General features: G+C 62.3%; 19 protein-coding genes. 4 read left to right on the plus strand and 15 right to left on the minus strand.

Annotated features, from left to right (window positions below; translation table 11 throughout):
* The 3 genes from dctP to M6D32_RS03510 form a co-directional block, all read right to left on the minus strand.
* On the minus strand, positions 1-980 hold a 980-nt coding region (gene dctP, locus M6D32_RS03500), incomplete at its 3' end, for a TRAP transporter substrate-binding protein DctP (protein WP_298253401.1).
* Between the two features lie 332 nt (positions 981-1,312).
* Positions 1,313-2,443, minus strand: coding sequence for an Mrp/NBP35 family ATP-binding protein (locus tag M6D32_RS03505; RefSeq protein WP_298253403.1), 1,131 nt, complete (start codon positions 2,441-2,443; stop codon positions 1,313-1,315).
* Between the two features lie 55 nt (positions 2,444-2,498).
* Positions 2,499-2,936, minus strand: coding sequence for a VOC family protein (locus M6D32_RS03510; protein ID WP_298253405.1), 438 nt, complete (start codon positions 2,934-2,936; stop codon positions 2,499-2,501).
* 152 nt (positions 2,937-3,088) lie between these two features.
* On the opposite strand from M6D32_RS03510, the gene M6D32_RS03515 reads away from it, so the two are divergent.
* Positions 3,089-3,958 (plus strand): NAD(P)-dependent oxidoreductase, encoded by an 870-nt coding sequence (locus tag M6D32_RS03515; protein WP_298253407.1) that lies wholly within the window; start codon positions 3,089-3,091, stop codon positions 3,956-3,958.
* A 153-nt stretch (positions 3,959-4,111) separates the two neighbouring features.
* Here M6D32_RS03515 and M6D32_RS03520 read toward each other — a convergent pair whose 3' ends face one another.
* Positions 4,112-4,351 carry a hypothetical protein gene (locus M6D32_RS03520; protein WP_298253409.1) on the minus strand — a complete coding sequence of 80 codons (240 nt, stop codon included), beginning with the start codon at positions 4,349-4,351 and terminating at the stop codon, positions 4,112-4,114.
* A 48-nt stretch (positions 4,352-4,399) separates the two neighbouring features.
* On the minus strand, positions 4,400-4,636 hold the full coding sequence (locus M6D32_RS03525) for a hypothetical protein (protein WP_298253411.1): 237 nt from the start codon (positions 4,634-4,636) through the stop codon (positions 4,400-4,402).
* A 315-nt stretch (positions 4,637-4,951) separates the two neighbouring features.
* Between M6D32_RS03525 and M6D32_RS03530 the strand changes: the two genes are divergently transcribed.
* The 3 genes from M6D32_RS03530 to M6D32_RS03540 are packed head-to-tail and all read left to right on the plus strand — an operon-like array spanning position 4,952 to position 7,349.
* Positions 4,952-6,556, plus strand: a complete 1,605-nt coding sequence (locus M6D32_RS03530; RefSeq protein ID WP_298253413.1) for a HAMP domain-containing sensor histidine kinase — start codon at positions 4,952-4,954, stop codon at positions 6,554-6,556.
* 42 nt (positions 6,557-6,598) lie between these two features.
* Complete coding sequence (locus tag M6D32_RS03535; protein WP_298253414.1) at positions 6,599-6,808, plus strand: DUF1289 domain-containing protein; 210 nt, start codon at positions 6,599-6,601, stop codon at positions 6,806-6,808.
* Positions 6,809-6,827: 19 nt separating this feature from the next.
* Complete coding sequence (locus M6D32_RS03540; RefSeq protein WP_298253416.1) at positions 6,828-7,349, plus strand: TIGR02281 family clan AA aspartic protease; 522 nt, start codon at positions 6,828-6,830, stop codon at positions 7,347-7,349.
* A 62-nt stretch (positions 7,350-7,411) separates the two neighbouring features.
* Here M6D32_RS03540 and dusA read toward each other — a convergent pair whose 3' ends face one another.
* The 10 genes from dusA to M6D32_RS03590 all read right to left on the minus strand — a co-directional run bounded on the left by dusA (position 7,412) and on the right by M6D32_RS03590 (position 17,848).
* Positions 7,412-8,401: a tRNA dihydrouridine(20/20a) synthase DusA gene (gene dusA / locus M6D32_RS03545; RefSeq protein ID WP_298253418.1), complete on the minus strand. Its 990-nt coding sequence runs from the start codon at positions 8,399-8,401 to the stop codon at positions 7,412-7,414.
* Between the two features lie 358 nt (positions 8,402-8,759).
* The gene (locus M6D32_RS03550; RefSeq protein WP_298253420.1) at positions 8,760-9,386 is read right to left on the minus strand and encodes an NAD(P)H-dependent oxidoreductase; all 627 of its coding nucleotides are present in this window, start codon (positions 9,384-9,386) and stop codon (positions 8,760-8,762) included.
* Between the two features lie 15 nt (positions 9,387-9,401).
* On the minus strand, positions 9,402-10,973 hold the full coding sequence (locus tag M6D32_RS03555; protein WP_298253422.1) for an isochorismatase family protein: 1,572 nt from the start codon (positions 10,971-10,973) through the stop codon (positions 9,402-9,404).
* A gap of 17 nt (positions 10,974-10,990) precedes the next feature.
* Positions 10,991-11,839 carry an MBL fold metallo-hydrolase gene (locus M6D32_RS03560; RefSeq protein ID WP_298253424.1) on the minus strand — a complete coding sequence of 283 codons (849 nt, stop codon included), beginning with the start codon at positions 11,837-11,839 and terminating at the stop codon, positions 10,991-10,993.
* Between the two features lie 21 nt (positions 11,840-11,860).
* Entirely contained in the window at positions 11,861-12,751 is an 891-nt protein-coding gene (locus M6D32_RS03565) for an amidohydrolase family protein (protein ID WP_298253426.1), read from the minus strand.
* Positions 12,748-13,863: a VWA domain-containing protein gene (locus M6D32_RS03570; protein WP_298253428.1), complete on the minus strand. Its 1,116-nt coding sequence runs from the start codon at positions 13,861-13,863 to the stop codon at positions 12,748-12,750. The genes M6D32_RS03565 and M6D32_RS03570 overlap by 4 nt, the downstream gene beginning before the upstream one ends.
* The gene (locus tag M6D32_RS03575; RefSeq protein ID WP_298253430.1) at positions 13,860-14,741 is read right to left on the minus strand and encodes a MoxR family ATPase; all 882 of its coding nucleotides are present in this window, start codon (positions 14,739-14,741) and stop codon (positions 13,860-13,862) included. The genes M6D32_RS03570 and M6D32_RS03575 overlap by 4 nt, the downstream gene beginning before the upstream one ends.
* Before the next feature lie 10 nt (positions 14,742-14,751).
* A complete protein-coding gene (locus M6D32_RS03580; RefSeq protein WP_298253432.1) occupies positions 14,752-15,774 on the minus strand; it encodes a molybdopterin cofactor-binding domain-containing protein in 1,023 nt (340 codons plus the stop codon).
* 2 nt (positions 15,775-15,776) lie between these two features.
* A complete protein-coding gene (locus tag M6D32_RS03585) occupies positions 15,777-17,360 on the minus strand; it encodes a xanthine dehydrogenase family protein molybdopterin-binding subunit (RefSeq protein ID WP_298253434.1) in 1,584 nt (527 codons plus the stop codon).
* 11 nt (positions 17,361-17,371) lie between these two features.
* Entirely contained in the window at positions 17,372-17,848 is a 477-nt protein-coding gene (locus M6D32_RS03590; RefSeq protein WP_298253436.1) for a (2Fe-2S)-binding protein, read from the minus strand.
* Positions 17,849-17,853 lie beyond the last annotated feature (5 nt).

Below are 17,853 nucleotides of genomic sequence, written 5' to 3' on the forward strand. Positions count from 1 at the left end.
TTGAAGTCGGCGTTCTTGGCAGAAATCTCCGCCCACAATTCGTTCGTCGCCTTCAGGCAGGCTTCCAGCACTTCATTGGTGAAGGGCCGAAGCTGAGTGCCGCCGGCGACCAGCCGCTTCAACGCTGACGGGTTCTGCATGTCATAGCGGGCGGCCATCCAGGTATTGGCGTTGGCAGCCGCGTTAGTGATGATCGCCTGATAGTTCTTCGGCAGCGAATTCCACTTCTCAAGATTGCAATAGGCGTGGACGGTCGGGCCACCCTCCCAGAAGCCGGGATAGTAGTAGTATTTCGCGACCTTCTGGAAGCCGAGTTTCTCGTCATCATAGGGGCCGACCCATTCGGCCGCGTCGATCGTGCCTTTTTCGAGCGCCGGATAGATGTCCCCGCCTGCCAGTTGCTGCGGCACCACGCCAACCTTCTGCAGCACCTGCCCCGCAATGCCGCCGATGCGGAATTTCAGGCCGGAAAGATCGGCAACCGTCTTGATCTCCTTGCGGAACCAGCCGCCCATCTGCGTGCCTGTGTTGCCGCAGGCGAATCCGATCACGCCGAATTTCTTGAAGAAATCGTTGCCGAGCTCCCGGCCTCCGGCCTGATACCACCAGGAATTCTGCATGCGCGCGTTCAGGCCGAACGGCACCGACGCGTAGATCGCAAAGGTCGGGTCCTTGCCGACATAATAATAAGAGACCGTATGGCTCAGCTCGACCGTGCCGTTCGCGGTGGCATCGAGTGCCTGCAGGCCCGGAACGATTTCACCGGCGGCAAAAACCTGGATCTGGAATTTGTTGTCGGTCATCTCCGCGACGTATTTGGAAAACTCCGTCGCGCCGTTGAAAATCGTATCAAGCGATTTCGGGAAACTCGACGTCATACGCCATTTGATTTCCGGCGAGGATTGCGCAATTGCCGGCGCGGCCACGGCGCTCGCCGCAGCTCCCACCGCCGAAACCTTCAAAAAATCACGGCGCTTCATCTAATGTATCTCCTTGGACGAGCAGGTCCCGATTCAACAAAGCTCTTCTGAGGCGGCTTTAACATGGATGCCGGTTGGGCCAAAACCAGGCAACCCCGGCAAACCGCTGATTAAACGAAAGTCTGATAACGCCAATTCTTTTCCCTCCCCCTTGCGGGGAGGGTCGGCGAGCGCGAGCGAGCCGGGGTGGGGGTTTCAAAAAAATTGCTCCATTGAACACTTCCGGACGACACAAGCACCCCCACCCGACCGCCGCTTCGCGACGGCCACCCTCCCCGCGCGTTCCGCGGGGGAGGGATAAGAGCGACGCTGTCGAATACGATTGCGCCGGTTCACGCCGCGGCGATGGCGTCCTTGAGTTGATCGCGGACCTTGGCTCCGATCTCGCGATAGATCGCAGCATGCAGCCCTTTCGGCTCGCTCTCGACCACCGGGGTTCCGGCATCGGAGGTAGTGCGGATCGACATGTGCAGCGGGATTTCGCCGAGAAACGGCACCCCAAGACGCTCGGCCTCGTGCCTCGCACCGCCATGGCCGAAAATATCGGACTGGGTACCGCAATGCGGGCACCGGAAATAGCTCATGTTCTCGATGATGCCGAGCACGGGTACGTTGACCTTAGTGAACATCGCCAGTCCCCGTCGCGCATCGATCAGCGACAGATCCTGCGGCGTCGAGATGATGACGGCGCCCTTGAGCGGCACCGTCTGTGCGAGCGTGAGCTGCGCGTCCCCGGTGCCAGGCGGCATGTCGACCACGAGAACGTCGAGCGTGCCCCAAGCGACGTCGCGCAGCATCTGCGTGACCGCCGACATCACCATCGGCCCGCGCCAGATCATCGCGGTCTCCTCTTCCACGAGAAAGCCGATCGACATGATCGAAAGGCCGAAACGCTGAAGCGGAATCATCTTGCGGTCGACGTTGAGCTGCGGCTTCTCGCGAATACCGGTCAAGCGCGGCACCGACGGCCCGTAAATGTCGGCATCGAGCAGGCCGACGCGCAGGCCGAGATCGCGCAAGCCGAGCGCCAGGTTGAGCGCGGTGGTGGACTTTCCAACGCCGCCCTTTCCGGAAGCCACCGCAATGATGGCAGCAACGCCCGGAATTTCCGCCTGCCGCGACATTGGCGAAGGCCCGCCTTGTGGCGGCCGATGGCTTGCGACGTTCTGCACACCGGGAGCATGACGATGTGGCGCCGGCGGAGCAGCCGCTCCTGCCTTGCGTTCGGCGGTCAGAGCAACCATCGCAACCTCGACGCCGGGAATGGCGCGCACGGCGGACTCGGCCGCCGCACGCACGCCTTCCCAGGCGCGCGCTTCGCTCGCCTCGACGTTGATGGAAAAGAACACCTTGCCGTCACCGGCCGAGATCGGCGACAGCACACCTGCATTGGTGAGGCCCACGCCGCGCGGCGTGGCCACCTTGGCAAGAGCGTCCTGAACCTGTTGTTGCGTCACGCCCACGGGGCATCTCCTATAATTTTCGGATGCGACCGTTAGAGCGGTTCAGCCCTAAAAGCTAGCGCTTGCCGGGGTCGTCGGTGCGCATCGTGGGCGCCGATCCGCCCTGCTCCTTGGCGGCCTCGTAGTTCAGCTCGATCATCACGCCGTTGGGGTCGTTGACGAAGATCTGCCAGAGGTCGCCGCCCGGAACCTGCCGCGCATCGAATGGCATGTCCTTCGACTTGAGCCGCGTTTTCATGGCGTCAAAACCGCGGCTCACGAACGCGACATGATGGACTACGCCGGAATCCGGCTTTTGTGCCTCTTCGGTCACCGAAATATCGACCAGATGGACCACCGCCTTGCCCTCGCTGTACATCCAGGCGCCGGGAAAGGCGAAATTCGGCCGATCCCCGTTTTCAAGGCCCAGGACGTCCTCATAGAACCGAACGGTATCGGCGAGCTTGCGGGTCCGGATATTGAAGTGATCAAGCACGCCTACACTCATGCCCATATGGTTTCTCTCCCATTTTGTTTTGAAACTCGACTATCCGGCCATGCTAGCATAAAACCCAGCGCGCCCGCCAAATGGCAGCGTTACCGACCCCGCTCACACGGTCATTGCCCGGCCCAGGGTTGCGCCGGCAGAACCCCAGGATTGCACAAATGGCTAAAGTCGCTTTTCTCGGTCTCGGCGTCATGGGATTCCCCATGGCAGGACACCTCGTCGTCAAGGGCGGCCACGAGGTGACGGTGTACAACCGGACGCCGGCCAAGGCCAAAGCATGGGCCGAGAAATTCAAGGGCAAGACTGCGGCCACTCCCAAAGCCGCCGCCGAAGGTCAGGATTTCGTGATGGCCTGCGTCGGCAACGACCACGACCTTCGCGCGATCACGATCGGCGCTGACGGGGCGTTTGCCGGCATGAAGAAAGGCGCCACTTTCGTCGACCACACCACGGCGTCCGCCGAAGTCGCGCGCGAGCTCGACGCAGCCGCCAGCAAGGGGGGCTTCAAGTTCGTGGACGCGCCGGTGTCAGGCGGACAGGCTGGCGCCGAGAACGGTGTGCTCACGGTGATGTGCGGCGGCAAGGAAGATGCCTTTGCCGGCGCCGAGCCGGTCATCGCAGCCTATGCCCGCATGTGCAAACTGCTCGGCCCCGCAGGCGCCGGTCAGCTCACCAAGATGGTCAACCAGATCTGCATCGCCGGCCTCGTGCAGGGCCTTTCGGAAGGCATCCATTTTGCGAAGAAGTCGGGCCTCGATATTGCGTCGGTGATCGAAACCATCTCCAAGGGAGCGGCGCAGTCGTGGCAGATGGAGAACCGCTACAAGGCGATGAACGAGGGCAAATACGATTTCGGTTTTGCGGTGGAATGGATGCGCAAGGACCTGTCGATCTGCATCTCGGAAGCCCGCCGCAACGGCGCGCATTTGCCGGTGACGGCGCTGGTCGATCAGTTCTACTCCGAAGTCGAGAAGATGGGCGGCAAGCGCTGGGATACTTGCAGCCTGCTGGCGCGGCTGGAGAAGTGAACTCCGAGCCGCTTTCTCGAAAGCGGCTTTCTTAGGAACCAACGCGGCTGAGTTGAGACGTCAATGGCCGGGTATGGACGAGCGGAAACAACGCCGCTCGCACGCCCGGCTACGATGAACCTATCGGCACTGTCCGAGACTATGCGGCGAACTTCAGTAGCCGCCTCCGCCGCCGCCAGCCCTGCGGTCCGGATCATCGTCGTACCTGTAGTTGCTGTACGGGCTGGCATAGGGATCGGCAGCCTTAGGGCGCTGGTGCGTCACCCGCACATTTTTCTTCTTCATGTGCTTGGTGGTGGTGGTCGCCGCGCTGACCTCGGCGACAAGAGGTACGACGAGCAGCGACGTCGTGAACATCGAGAGCATCAAAATCCGAACCGCAAGTTTCCTCATAAGTCCCTCCTCGTATGCGCTACCCCAATGGCACTCGACCGGTGAACTTCAATAGCCGCCGCCGGCGGCTTTCCGATCAGGATCATCTTCGTACCTGTTGTTGCTGTACGGGCTGGCATAGGGGTCGGCAGCTCTAGGTTTCTGGTGCGTTACCCGCACCTTTTTCTTCTTCATGTGCTTGGCGGCGGTGGTGGTCGCCGCGCTCGCCCCGGTGACCATCGGCGCCACCAGCAGCGACGTCGCGAACATCGAGAGTATCAAAAGCCGAACCGCGATTTTCGCCATCCTTCTCTCCTGTCAGGCAACAGCCCCAATGACAGGCGACACACCGCTCGAAAGCCGATATTCCCGAGGAACCAAATATGATCGCCGTCATGACAAGCAAGCAGACGAGCGAACGCGCGCCGCAGCTCGCACCGCGAGCGACGGCGGGCCTTCGGCTTGCGCCTCGCGACGACGTCATCGCGCCGATCGAGAGAAGTTAACTTAACCTCTCGTTAAGGAGAATTTTCGGCTTCTTAAGGCACCTCTTAAGAATTTGGCGGCACAGATAGATAATGCAAAAGCTCGCCTCTTCGCGGGCAGGATTTGTGTTGTTTGATGAGTAATTCCGCTGAAAAGCCAGAAGTCGTACAGCTTCCGGCTGACCCGCCCGCCGTGGCGCCTGTCGCCAGCCGGCGCGCTGCGGCGCAGCGGGTGCGGGAGGCACGCGATCGGTTAACGTCCTCAAGCGGAACCCGCCCGGCTTTCGACAGCGAACTGCTCCGGCAATACGCGCAGACCCGCCTGTCGGCATCCTACGTCGTCATGCTGCTGATCGTGGCAACCGGCGTCCTGTTCGGTTTCTGGATGCCGCCGGTTTCGGCCGCGGCATGGACCTGCGGCCTGCTCTGCGTTCACACCGCGATCATCCGCAGTTGCGGCCAGTTCATTTCGGCCCAGCCGAAGCTGATCGAAATCCGCAGGTGGCGCACCCGCTTCATCGTTCTCGATCTGCTCTATGGCCTCGGCTGGACCGCGCTACTGATTCACCCGTCCGGCTTCGATCCGGTTTCCAATACGCTGATCATGTTCCTGATGCTGCTGGTGGTCGCGGTATCTAGCATGCTCGCGGCAAGCCTGCCGATCGCAGCGCTCGCAGCCACTGCACCCGTGACGGCGGCGATCGCGGTCAATTTCGCGCTCAGCGGCACTTTCGACAACTACGTGCTGGCGCTGCTTGCGATCGCAGCGGAAGGTTATTTCGCCCTGTTGGCACACCGCCTCCATACGGCGACCCTGGCGACACTGGAAGCGCGCGCCGAAAAGGACGCGCTGATCGGCGAACTCGAGCAGGCCAAGGCGATCTCGGACGAAGCGCGGCACCGCGCCGAAGCCGCGAACGTCGCCAAATCGCGCTTTCTTGCGCAAATGAGTCACGAACTGCGGACACCGCTGAACGCCATTCTCGGCTTCTCCGAGGTGATGAAGAGCGAGATCTTTGGCGCGCATGCCGTTCCCGTCTATCGCGAATATTCCGCTGACATTCACAATTCCGGCGTTCACCTGCTCAACCTCATCAATGAGATCCTGGACCTGTCGCGCATCGAAGCCGGCCGCTACGAACTCAACGAAGAAGCGGTCTCGCTGGTGCATGTCGTCAGCGACTGCCACCATCTCTTGAAGCTGCGCGCCTCCAACCGCGGCATCACCATTCACGAAGTCTTCGAACATGCCATGCCGCGCATCTGGGGCGACGAACGCGCGGTGCGCCAGATCGTGCTGAACCTGTTGTCGAACTCGATCAAGTTCACACCGCAAGGCGGCGAGATCTGGCTCAAGGTCGGCTGGACCGCATCCGGCGGGCAATACCTCACCGTCAAGGATACCGGGTCCGGCATCGCGGAGGAAGAAATCCCGATCGTGCTGGCCTCGTTCGGACAAGGCTCCAACTCCATCAAGTCGGCGGAACAGGGCGCGGGCCTCGGATTGCCGATCGCCAAAAGCCTGATCGACATGCATGGCGGCACCTTCACGCTGAGATCGAAGATCCGGATCGGCACCGAGGTGATCGTCACCTTCCCGCCCGAACGCGTGATGTCGGCGCTCGGCCCGATGTCGGAGGACGCGCCGCCCCTGCAGCCGGACCATGCGGGGGCGAGGGCGGGCGAAACACCAACGGTGAGCCGCAACAAGGCAATCCTGAGCGCCGGAACCGGATTGTGAGGCACGCTTGGCAAGCAACGGATTTGGCTTCACAATCAAACGATGAGCATAGAGACACCGTGTATCGCAGTCTGCATGATCGATCCCAGAACGAACCTTTGCTTCGGTTGCGGGCGGACGCTTGGCGAAATCGCGCGCTGGCATCGCATGGAGAGTGCGGAGCGTCTTTCGCTGATGGCGGAACTGCCGGCGCGCATGAGCGATGCAGGTTTGAAGCGGATCGAACCGGCCAGGCGCTCGAAGGCCGGCTGAAAGACGTGCGGGGTGCGCGATGAGCCGCATGCTCCTGGTCCTTGCCGTATTGATCGCGACGGTGGGCGCCGTCGTCGCCTATGGCGACCCTCACCAGATTGCGCGAGCCAAAAGCACCGTGTCCAGCACGGTCTCGGACCTGCTGCGTCCATACATGTCCTCGGTCCGCAGCGTGCAGATTTCGCGCGGCCAGGGCGGCGAATTCGCGCTGCAGGCGAAGATCAACGGCGTCAATGCGCCGATGGTGATCGATACCGGCGCCACATCGGTGGTGCTCACCTACGAGACCGCGAAGGCGGCCGGGCTTCCGCTCGAAATCCTCGAATATGACGTCGACCTCGAAACCGCGAGCGGTCACACCAAAGCGGCACGGCTGACGCTCGACCGCCTCTCCATCGGCAAGCTCGTCGAACGTTCGGTGCCGGCGCTGGTGGTACCGCACGGGCAGATGAAAACCAATCTGTTGGGGATGAGTTTTCTGGATCGGCTGGAAAGCTGGGAAGTGCGCCCCGACAGCCTGATGCTGCGCGGCTATCCGTAGCGCACGATCGCTCGCGACCAACGCGCATGCGTTTGCGCGGAGATCATGCGCAACAAGAGTCTCTACGCCGCGATTGCCGCTGGCGCGCGATCACCGACCAAGGCGATCGCATCGCGCAATACATCGACACCGGCGCCGGCCTTTACCCCGTGCTCGGCGAGATGGCGGCGGAAGGCGCGTGCGCCGGGCACGCCATGGAACGCGCCGACGAAATGCCTGGTAATCGCGTGCAGCCGCGTGGCGGCGGCAAGCTCGCGCGCAATATAAGGCATCATCGCTTCGAACACGTCCTTCATCGTGGCGTGCGGCGACGGCTCGCCGAACAATTCGCGATCGACGCCGAGCAGCCGCCACGGCTCCTGATAGGCGGCGCGCCCTAGCATCACGCCATCGACATGGAGAAGATGCTGCTTCGCCTCATCGAGGCTGCGGACCCCGCCATTGATGATGACAGGCACATGCGGCATCGCCGCCTTCAGGCGGTAAACGCTGTCGTAGTCGAGCGGCGGGATCTCGCGATTTTCCTTCGGCGACAATCCGCTGAGCCAGGCCTTGCGTGCATGAACGATCAGCACATCGGCGCCTGCCGCCACGACGGCGCGCGCGAGCGTATCGAGCGCTGTTTCCGGATCCTGGTCGTCGATGCCGATCCGGCATTTGACCGTGACCGGTATCGCGACCGCTGCCTTCATCGCCGCCACGCAGGACGCGACCAGATCGGGCTCCGCCATCAGGCAGGCGCCGAAACGTCCCTCCTTCACCCGATCCGACGGACAACCGACATTGAGATTGATCTCGTCGTAGCCAAGGTCCTCGCCGATTTTCGCCGAGGCCGCGAGATCGCGGGGATTGGAGCCACCGAGCTGAAGCGCGACTGGATGCTCGCCTGCATCGAACGCGAGCAGCCGCCGCCGATCGCCGTGCAGGATGGCGCCTGACGTCAGCATCTCCGTGTAGAGCCGGCCGCGCCGCGTCATCAGGCGATGGAACATCCGGCAATGCCGGTCGGTCCAATCCATCATGGGGGCGACGGAGAAGCGATGAGCTAACATACTGTTTTCATTTATTTTTGCAGCGCGAGTCGGTCCAAGGATTTCTGGGCCGACAACTGATCGGAGTCATAGACGTAAAGCATTTTCCTTTCTTTTCAATGGCTTGATCAGAGGACTCGGTTATTTTCGCTTATTTCAGCCCTGCCCGGTACTGCACGGCAGTACCAAAATCCGCGCGCAGTACCGCCCGTCGACAAAGTGTTCTGCCGATGCCAACTTCGACAGATCGTCGAATTTAAAATGGGAATGGCACTGTCGTGATACAGACGCCTGACCGATCCGCTATGCCGCGTCTGGTCGAGGAAGCGAGTGCATCAGGTAAAAATTCTCGGTTCAGGCCAAAGTCAGGCGGCCGACACTAAAATCGCTTGGCCAACTCGGCCAGACGGCCGTGCGCGATGTCGCGCGCTGCCTTGATCGGTTCGCCCGGCCCCGTTGTCGGCCCGATCGGCACGAATCGAACATCGCTGATGCCGATGAAGCGCAGCGCCTCGCGCAGGTAAGGCGTGGCCATATCCGTTCGGCCACGACTCATGCCGGTGACGAAGTCGCCGCCGCTTGCAACGATCACAATTGTCGGCCGGTCCTTGAGCAGCGGCTGGTAGCCCGCCGACGGATCGAAGCGAAACGTAAGGTCGGGTTGAACGATGACATCGAACCACTGCTTCAGCTTGTAGGGAATGCTGAAGTTCCACATGGGTGTCGAGATCAGCACGCGGTCGGCAAGCGCGAGGCGAACCGCGATACGCTCGGCGGCCGCGAAGGCGTCGCGTTGCGAGTCAGTGAAGGCCCGCCCGTTCATCCGGGCATATTTCGCCTCCAGTACATAACCTTCGAATTCCGGCAGATGATCGCGCCAGGGATTCATGACGTCGATGTCCCACTCGGGCCGCATCTTGTGAAAACCTTCGAGGAAAGCGCGGGCGCCAGCCGCAGATTCAGACTCGGCGCGTGGCGAGCACTCCAGATGGAAGACCTTGGGCATAACTGAGAGGCCCCGTCAGCCCAGCGCCTTCACGATGGCGTCTGCGTTGGTCACGACCGAAACATTTTGAAGCGCGAAATTGATCGATGCATTGTGCCAGTCGGCGTTCATGGTCGAGCAGCAGTCTTCGGGCACAATCATGAAATAGCCCTTGTCCGCGCCAGTGCGCGCCGTGTGCTCGACCGACATGTTGGTCCACGCGCCGGTATTGATGATCATGTCGCGTCCGGTCGCCTTCAGGATGGTTTCGAGCCGCGTGCCCTCCCAGGCGCTCATTCGCATCTTCTCGACAATGAAGTCGCCGGGCTGCGGTTCAAGGCCCGGCACGGCAGCTGCCCCCCAGCTGCCGCGCACCATGGCCTTGCTGTCGACGAGACCTTCGAACAGCGGCGCATTCAGCGTAACGCCGGGTGCACCGGGCTCGACGATGAACCAGACATGGATGACGGCGACCCCGCGCGAGCGGGCCGCAGCGGCCACACGTCTTACATTTTCGATCACCCGCTGCTGCCTGGCATGCGCCGGCGCACCGGATTCGGCAAAGGCGCCGCCATCCATGATCACGTCGTTCTGCAAATCCTGGATGATCATCGCGCAGCGGCGCGGATCGAGCTGCATATCCTGGCCGGAGAGGATCGGCGCCGCGGCAGGCGCCGTAGCCGAGTTACTCGAGGTCCGCGCAATCATATAGGGCTCCAGGCGCGGACCAACCTTGGTCTGGATCGCATAAACCGAATGGGTCGCCGTCATATAGAGCGTACGGAAATCCGGACCACCCCATGCAAGATTGGCGACGAGCTCTGGCACGCGCACCTTGCCGAGTAACTCGCCGGCAGGAGAATAGACCCAGACACCTCCCGGTCCGGTCACCCAGACATTGCCGCGATGGTCGCATTTCATGCCGTCGGGCACGCCAGGTTCGAGTTCGGAGCGAATTCCGCTCGCGAACACGCGCGAGTTGGAGAGCGAGCCATCGGAGTCGACATCGAAAGCGCGGATCAGCGTCTGTACCGTGTCATTGACGTAGAGCACCCGCTCATCCGGTGAGAAGCAGAGCCCGTTCGGCTGCTCGAAGAGATAGCGATCGACCAGCAGCTTCGGCGCGCCGCCGCCGGGTGGGACGCGATAGACACCCTGGAAGCCGAGTTGGCGCGGACGCTCGACGCCGAAGACCGGCATACGACCGTACCATGGGTCGGAAAAATAGATTGCACCGCTCGAATGAACGCAGACATCGTTGGGGCTGTTCAGCTCCTGGTTCTCGAAATGCGAAGCGATGACCTCGCGCCTGCCGTCCGGTCGCTCGCGGATCAGCGATGAGGTGGCATGCTCGCAGACGATCAGATTGAGCTCCGCGTCATAGGTCATGCCGTTGCATTTATTGGACGGGCGCTTGACCTCCGCCACGCCGTGCCGCGTATCCCAGCGCCGGCGTACGTCGCCCGGCATGTCCGAGAACAAGAGATAGTGCAAGGCCGGATGCCAGATTGGTCCCTCCGTGAAGTCGAAGCCGGTGCCAACCTGGCCGACCGGCGCATAAGCGTCGATCAGGTTTTCAAACTCGCTTCGTAACGTTACATGTGTCATGGCGGCGCCCTTCCCTGTCAGGCCGGGAACCAGTTGCGTTGAGGCAATGACTGCACCACTGGACCGGGAACCTGGTCATGGAGCCGGCCGACCACGTTGCCGCCTTCGATCTTGGCCGGCCGATCGTGCACTGGCAGCAAATAGTGCGAGCTGGAGAGCAACTTCTTGATCGCGGCCTTTTCGGCACGCTTGCTGGTGCCGTGATTACCGGTTGTCCGTGGCTCCCCGTCGTGGATTTCGTTGTAAGGCGTGACGATCTGATCGTTGAAATCGTAGATCACGTCGCCGCAGATCGTGGCGATGCCGTCCGCGGTATGAACGTGAATGTTCATCGAGCCTTCCGTGTGGGCATTGGCGGCATCGCAATAAATGCCTGGCATCAACTCGATCGGCCCCGTGATCTCAAGGTCCAGAAAGCGCAACGCGCTCTTGGTGTGCAGGCGGTCGATGAGGTGCTTGATATCGGGCGCCGGATATTGCGGATGCATCAGCCCGGAGACGGAATATTCCAGCTCCTTGCGGTTCAAAACCACGGTCGTGTTCATGGGAAACAGATCGTCCTTGCCGGCGTGATCGATGTGCAGATGGGTATGACAAACGAAGCGCACGTCACCCATGCGCACGCCGTAACGCATCAGCTGATTCTCGATCATGTTTTCATGGAACTGGAGGCCGCGCATGCCAAGCGTCTCCATGATCTGGTTGGAACGATAACCCGTGTCGACCACGACCGGGTATTGCCCGCCGAGGATCAGAAAGCCCAGCGTCAGGACACGGCGAGTGCGGCCGCAGTTGTGGCCGAGCACCAGGAAACTCGATTCCAGCTCAATATCGCCATAGTCCAAGATCTTGATTTCCAGCGGCATGAATTCCTCCCAACTCGATTTTTATGATTTGAGGCGATAGACGCGCGTGGCCGTTCCCCCAAAAAGCGCAGCGCGCTGTTCGGCGCCAAGCGAGGCTGCCGCCGCGCGATAGGCGTCCACGAGGTCGCTGTAGGTCGTCCAGAGCTTTTCGACCGGAAAATTCGAACCGAACAAACAGCGTTCGGCACCAAACAGCGCAATCGTGTCATTGAGAATGCCGGCGATATGCGCTTCATCGTTGCGATGAATGAAAGTGCCAAGTCCCGAAAGCTTCGAGACGACGTTGGGGCATCCGGCGAGTTTCGCCATACCTGAGCGCCAGCTTTCCCGGCCCTGCGACGAGAGATCTTCCAACATGCCCGCATGCTGCAGGACAAACGTCACGTTCGGGCAGGCCTCCGCAAGACCGGCGGCGTCGGCCATCTGCGGCGCGAACACCTGCAGGTCGAAGCTCCAGCGATAATCGGCAAGCCGGGCAATGTTGCGCCGGATCCTCGGATCGGCGCAAAGATCAGGCCGCGCGGCGAAGCGATAAAGCTGGTTTTCGTGCCAATGCAACTGCATCCGCACGCCACGCACCAGCGGATAGCTGGCGAGACGATCGAGCTGGGGCCGGACGTCCTCGACGCCGAAATCGGCAAAGGACACCATGGCATGCGGCCAGCCATGTTTATTCGCCGTCTGTTGAACCCAGGCGGTTTCATCTTCGAAGCGATCCTTGGCCCAGTTGGTCTGCACATAGACCGATCTATTCACCCCGGTGCCGGCAAGATCGGCAAGATATTCTTTTATCGGATAGTCACGCCGGATCGACTCATAGGGACCGAAAATGCGCGGCTGCATAGGACCGACCAGCCAGGGCAGATCCGCTTGACGCCAGACGTGATGATGTGCGTCAACGAATTCACTCACGCGGCTTTCCTTCCAAGAGACAACACATACGAAACGACGGCAGCGCTCGAGCTGCCGTCAACGAGATCATCGACGAAGCGCTGAATCGCGATCAGCGCTTCGGTTTGCGGCCGGAAGCCCGGTCCGCTCCCGAGCGGTGTCAACCAGCTAACCCGCCACGCGCGGCGCGAGAGCTTGGCGACGGCATCGCGTAACGCGGAGATATCGCCGCGCTCGAGCCCGTCGGATACGATGACAACGGCAGCGCCGCGCGCATAGCCGCCGAAGCGTGGCACTGCCAGGAACGCCTGCAAGGCATCGCCGATGCGGGTGCCGCCATCCCAATCGCTGACCAGGTGCGCCGCCGCATTCAACGCCTGCTCCCGGCGCTTGAGCCTCAGCGCGCGGGTCACACGGCTGAGCCGGGTGCCGAAGGTGAAGACTTCAGCGGTATGAACAGCCTGAAGCAGCGCATGCGCCAGCTTCATGTTCTCTTCCGTCCGCGCCTTCATCGATCCGGATACGTCGATCAACAATAGCAGCTTGCGGGGCCGAAGCCGCCGCCGCAGTTGTCCAAGCCGCAGCACCTCGCCGTCATTGCGCACCGTCTCCCGCAGGGTACGACGCAAATCGGCAAACGGGCCGCGACGGGCGCGCATGCGACGATGGCCGCGACGCCGCGGCAGCCGTGCCGATGCTTCGCGCGAGAGACGGCGTAGCGCATCGCTGACCGACGGCTGGGCAAAACGCCGCTCCACCAGCGCTTCCGCGCGCGCTGCGGCAAGGCCCGATTCATTGGCCTCATCCGATAGCGGCGGCTCATTGTCGCCGCGGCCGTCCTCCTGCAGCCGGACCGTTTCTTCGTCCTCGCCTTCGGCGCGCTCGATCGCCTCGCTGCCGCGGAAATGGATGTCAAACAGCCGGTCGTAGGTCGCGCGCCGCTCCGGCGGCGGCGCCAGCGTGGCCTGGCCGGCCTGGCGGATGTGTTCGAGGCTGCGCGGCCCCAAGAGCTCGATCGCCGCCAAAAAAGAGGTGGTCTGCTCGGGCGCGACCGAAAACCCGTTGGCGCGCAACAGCGCGACAAAGGAGATGAAGATTCGGGCCGCGCGCGGTAACTGGCGTTCCTCGCTCACGCGGCAGCCTCCGCAATCAGCGAGTCAAGCCGCGGCGCAATGAAATGAAGGTCCTCTTCGTCCTTGAGAGCGACGCCGATCGAGCGTTTGAATGCATCTGGCCAGCGCGCGCCGCTCTTATGGAGGAGCGTGGCGGCTTCCGCCCAGTCCACCGCCTCGGCGATGCCGGGCGCCTTGCTGAGCGGCTCACGCCGCAGTTTTTCGACGGCAGCGACGACCGCACGCGCGGTGTGCTCGGCGACGCTGGATGCCCGCATCATCACGATGCGCGCTTCCCGCTCGGCTGTGGGATAGTCGATCCAGTGATAGACACAGCGGCGCCGCAGCGCCTCATGCAAGTCGCGGGTCCGGTTCGAGGTCAGCACCACCACCGGGCGCTCCGCCGCGCGCATGGTGCCGCGCTCGGGTATCGAAATCTGGAAGTCGGACAGGAACTCGAGCAAGAAGGCCTCGAATTCCTGATCGGCGCGATCGATTTCGTCAATCAGCAGCACGGCCGAATCCGGGGCACGCAGCGCCGCCAGCATCGGGCGTTCGATCAGGAAGCTTTCGCCATAGATGTCGATGCTCTGCTCGCCGGCCTGTCGGATCGCCAGCATCTGCCGCGGATAGTTCCATTCGTAGAGCGCCGCAGATGCGTCGATGCCTTCATAGCATTGCAGACGTATCAGCCGTCGGCCGAGCACTGCGGCAATTGCTTTGGCAGCTTCGGTCTTGCCGACACCCGGCGCGCCCTCCAGGAGCAAGGGCTTGCCCAACGCGAGCGAGAGATAGGCCGCGGTCGCCAGCCCCTCATCCGCCAGATAGTAGGCCGCCCGCAACGCCTTCTCCAGCGTCTCGGGACTGTCGATGCCGACGATGCTGCCGCGGACCGCCATAGCAAGGCCCTCAGCGACGCTGCTGCGGACGCGAGCCGCCCTGGGCCTTGATCGCACGCAGCACCTTTTCCGGCGTGATGGGCAGATCGTCGATGCGAACGCCAACTGCGTTGAAGATCGCGTTCGCAACCGCCGGCAGCACCGGATTGGCGCACATTTCGCCGGGACCCTTGGCGCCGAACGGACCGTCGGCGGCGGGGCGTTCGAGCACCGCGATATCATGCGGGCAAATGTCGCCGGGGCCCGGCATCAGGTATTCGACGAAGTCGCGCGGGCCGTGCGCGGGATCTGGATAATAGGGCTCCGGCGTCTCATAAAGCGTGTGACTGATCCCCATCCACGCGCCGCCGACGAGTTGCTGCTCGACCAACCGGGGATTGAGCGCGCGGCCCAGTTCATAAGCACTGTCCATGCGTACCATCGCGATTTCACCGGTCTCGTCGTCGACCTCGACCTCGGCGACCAGACAGGCATGGGCGTAACAAGTCGCGGGCGACATTTCGCCGGTTTCCGGGTCGACGTCGGATAGCGGCACCAGGAAGATGCCTCGCCCCGAGATGGTCTTGCCCTGCTTGAACTGCGCGGCGATCGCTACATCCTTGGTCGAGATGGAGCGATGCGGCGCGCCCTTGACGTGAATGTTGCCGCGCCCGTCGGTTTCGAGATCGGCGGCATTGACTTCCAGTTCCTCGGCGGCAGCTTCCATCATCACGCCGCGCGCCTCCTTGGCCGCGGCCATCACCGCATTGCCAACGCGATGCGTGCCGCGCGAGGCGAACGAGCCCATGCAGTGCGGCCCGGTGTCGGAATCGGCGGTGTCGACATAGACGTCCTCCACGGGAACACCGAGCGTCTCCGCACAGATCTGACGCGTCACAGATTTCATGCCCTGCCCGAGATCGATCGACGACAGGGCAACGGTGAACTTCCCGCTTGGATTGGAATGCACCAGCGCCTGGCTGGGATCGCCGCCGAGATTCATACCGATGGGATAATTGATCGACGCGATCCCGCGTCCGCGATGCCGGGCCATGGTCAGCGCCTCCTGGTGCCGAAGACGGAAGAGAAACGGGTCGCCCCATGGGACGGCGCCGCAGGGGCCCGAGGTGGAGAAGATGGTGGTGGTGGAGGCGGTTGCGGTTCGCGCGTCGCGACTGGCGCGCGGTCGTAGCTGGTCCGCTGCTGCGACGCCATTGCGGGTTGCGGACGGGCGTCGCGCGGCGTTGGCGACACGGCCGCCCGCTCGCCGCCGCCACCCTGGCGCGACGAAGCGCGCCGGAATTCCTCGCGCAGCGGCCACTTGGCCTTTTCTGCTGCGACCTGGACGCATTCGATGAGCGCCGTGTTCTTGGCCTCGCGCCGATGTGCCTTCATGTCACCGTCGCGATAAGCATTGAGGATACGGAACTCCATCGGGTCCATGCCGACCAGATGAGCCAGCTTGTCCATCTGGCATTCGATCGCAAAGTCCATCGCGGTGACGCCAAAACCGCGCATGGCGGTGGCCGGCGTACGGTTCGTGAACACGCAATAGACATCGCCATACACGTTCGGAATCGTGTAGGGGCCAGGCAGATGCGCCGCGCATTTGACCGCAGCATAACTGGAGAGTCTCGTATAGGCGCCGCTGTCGAAATAGGCGCGAACCTTGCGTGCCACGATCCGGCCATCGCGCATTACGCCGTCCTTGATGTAGATTCGTTCGGCGCCTCGTGGCGGCCCGTATTGCATCTCTTCCTCGCGCCCAAGCACGTAACGCACCGGCCGACCGGTCAGCATCGCACCCAGAATGCAGAGCGGCTCGGTGATCGTGTCGACCTTGCCGCCGAAGCCGCCCCCTACCGTGCCGCCTATGAAATGGAAGGTGTTGGAAGGAACGTCCAGAATCTTGGCGCAAGTGTCGACGGAGAAGAACAACGCCTGCGTCGAGGTATAGACAACATAGCGGCCATTGGTGTCGGGCGCTGCAATCGAGCCGTTGGTTTCGGTCGGTGCATGCTCGATTGGCGACATCTGGTAGCGCTGTTCAAGGACGTGATCGGCCCCGGCAAGCCCGCGTTCCACATCGCCAAACCGCAGTTTCTGATGGTCGTAGACGTCGTAATAAGTGAACGTATTTTTGGGATAGGTTTCGTTGACCACGGGCGCACCGGATTTCAGCGCCTCCTCGACATCGAACACCGCCGGTAACGGCTCGTAATCGACGCGCACCTTCTCCATCGCCTCATACGCTTCCCGCGGGCTGTCCGCGACGACGGCAACGATCGGCTCGCCCTTGTAGCGTACCTTGTCCACCGCGAGCGACGGCTCATCATCCTTGCCAAAGTTGATCAGGCTCAGAAGCGTATTGAGATTGCGCGGTATGTCGGCGGCGCGGATGATCCGACGCACACCGGCCGAACGCTCGGCTTCCGTGGTATCGATGCGGCGCAGGCGGGCATGCGAATGGGTGCTGCGAACGACTTTCAGGTGCAGCATGCCTTGCAGCTTGTGATCGTCGAAATAGGTCGAAGTGCCCGTGACATGCCCGAGCATGTCCTGCCGCTGCGTGCCCTTTCCGATTTCCTTGAGATTATCGTCACGCTCGTCGGCGAAGATGTCTTTGCGCAGTTCCAGCATCGCGATTTCCTTCAGGCTCGTGCACGGCCGCTGGCGGCGGCGAGCACAGCATTGATGATCGGCTCGTAACCGGTGCAACGGCAGATATTTCCGGAGATCGCCTCGACGACCTCCTCACGGCTCGGCTGCGGATTGCGGTCCAGCAGCGCTTTGGCGGCCATCAGCATGCCGGGCGTACAGTAGCCGCATTGGGCGGCAAAGTTGTCGGCAAAGGCGCGCTGCAGCGGATGCAGGTTGGGGCCGTCCTTGATGCCGTCGAGCGTCTGCACAGAACGTCCGGCCACCGATTCGGCGAGTGTGAGGCATGAGAGATGCAGTTCGCCGTCGATCAGCACGCTGCAGGCGCCGCAGCCGCCCTGGCCGCAGCCAAATTTCGGCGTCATGTCGCCGATCAATTCGCGCAAGGCGACGAGAAGGTTCGTGCCGCCGTCGACAAAGATTGCGACGTCGCGGCCGTTGTGACGAAATTGCAGGGCGGTCTTGGCCATCTTGA

This window comes from Bradyrhizobium sp. (assembly GCF_027307225.1).
In the GTDB taxonomy this organism is placed as follows: domain Bacteria; phylum Pseudomonadota; class Alphaproteobacteria; order Rhizobiales; family Xanthobacteraceae; genus Bradyrhizobium.

Bases quoted from the DNA above. Each gene is read 5' to 3' on its own strand.
- M6D32_RS03520 (WP_298253409.1), bottom strand. From the start codon at position 4,351: ATGAGGAAACTTGCGGTTCGGATTTTGATGCTCTCGATGTTCACGACG.
- M6D32_RS03590 (WP_298253436.1), bottom strand. From the start codon at position 17,848: ATGGCCAAGACCGCCCTGCAATTTCGTCACAACGGCCGCGACGTCGCA.
- M6D32_RS03530 (WP_298253413.1), top strand. From the start codon at position 4,952: ATGAGTAATTCCGCTGAAAAGCCAGAAGTCGTACAGCTTCCGGCTGAC.
- M6D32_RS03510 (WP_298253405.1), bottom strand. From the start codon at position 2,936: ATGGGCATGAGTGTAGGCGTGCTTGATCACTTCAATATCCGGACCCGC.
- M6D32_RS03535 (WP_298253414.1), top strand. From the start codon at position 6,599: ATGAGCATAGAGACACCGTGTATCGCAGTCTGCATGATCGATCCCAGA.
- M6D32_RS03575 (WP_298253430.1), bottom strand. From the start codon at position 14,741: ATGGCGGTCCGCGGCAGCATCGTCGGCATCGACAGTCCCGAGACGCTG.
- M6D32_RS03555 (WP_298253422.1), bottom strand. From the start codon at position 10,973: ATGACACATGTAACGTTACGAAGCGAGTTTGAAAACCTGATCGACGCT.
- M6D32_RS03515 (WP_298253407.1), top strand. From the start codon at position 3,089: ATGGCTAAAGTCGCTTTTCTCGGTCTCGGCGTCATGGGATTCCCCATG.
- M6D32_RS03580 (WP_298253432.1), bottom strand. From the start codon at position 15,774: ATGGCCCGGCATCGCGGACGCGGGATCGCGTCGATCAATTATCCCATC.
- M6D32_RS03550 (WP_298253420.1), bottom strand. From the start codon at position 9,386: ATGCCCAAGGTCTTCCATCTGGAGTGCTCGCCACGCGCCGAGTCTGAA.
- M6D32_RS03525 (WP_298253411.1), bottom strand. From the start codon at position 4,636: ATGGCGAAAATCGCGGTTCGGCTTTTGATACTCTCGATGTTCGCGACG.
- M6D32_RS03560 (WP_298253424.1), bottom strand. From the start codon at position 11,839: ATGCCGCTGGAAATCAAGATCTTGGACTATGGCGATATTGAGCTGGAA.
- M6D32_RS03585 (WP_298253434.1), bottom strand. From the start codon at position 17,360: ATGCTGGAACTGCGCAAAGACATCTTCGCCGACGAGCGTGACGATAAT.
- M6D32_RS03540 (WP_298253416.1), top strand. From the start codon at position 6,828: ATGAGCCGCATGCTCCTGGTCCTTGCCGTATTGATCGCGACGGTGGGC.
- dusA (WP_298253418.1), bottom strand. From the start codon at position 8,401: ATGTTAGCTCATCGCTTCTCCGTCGCCCCCATGATGGATTGGACCGAC.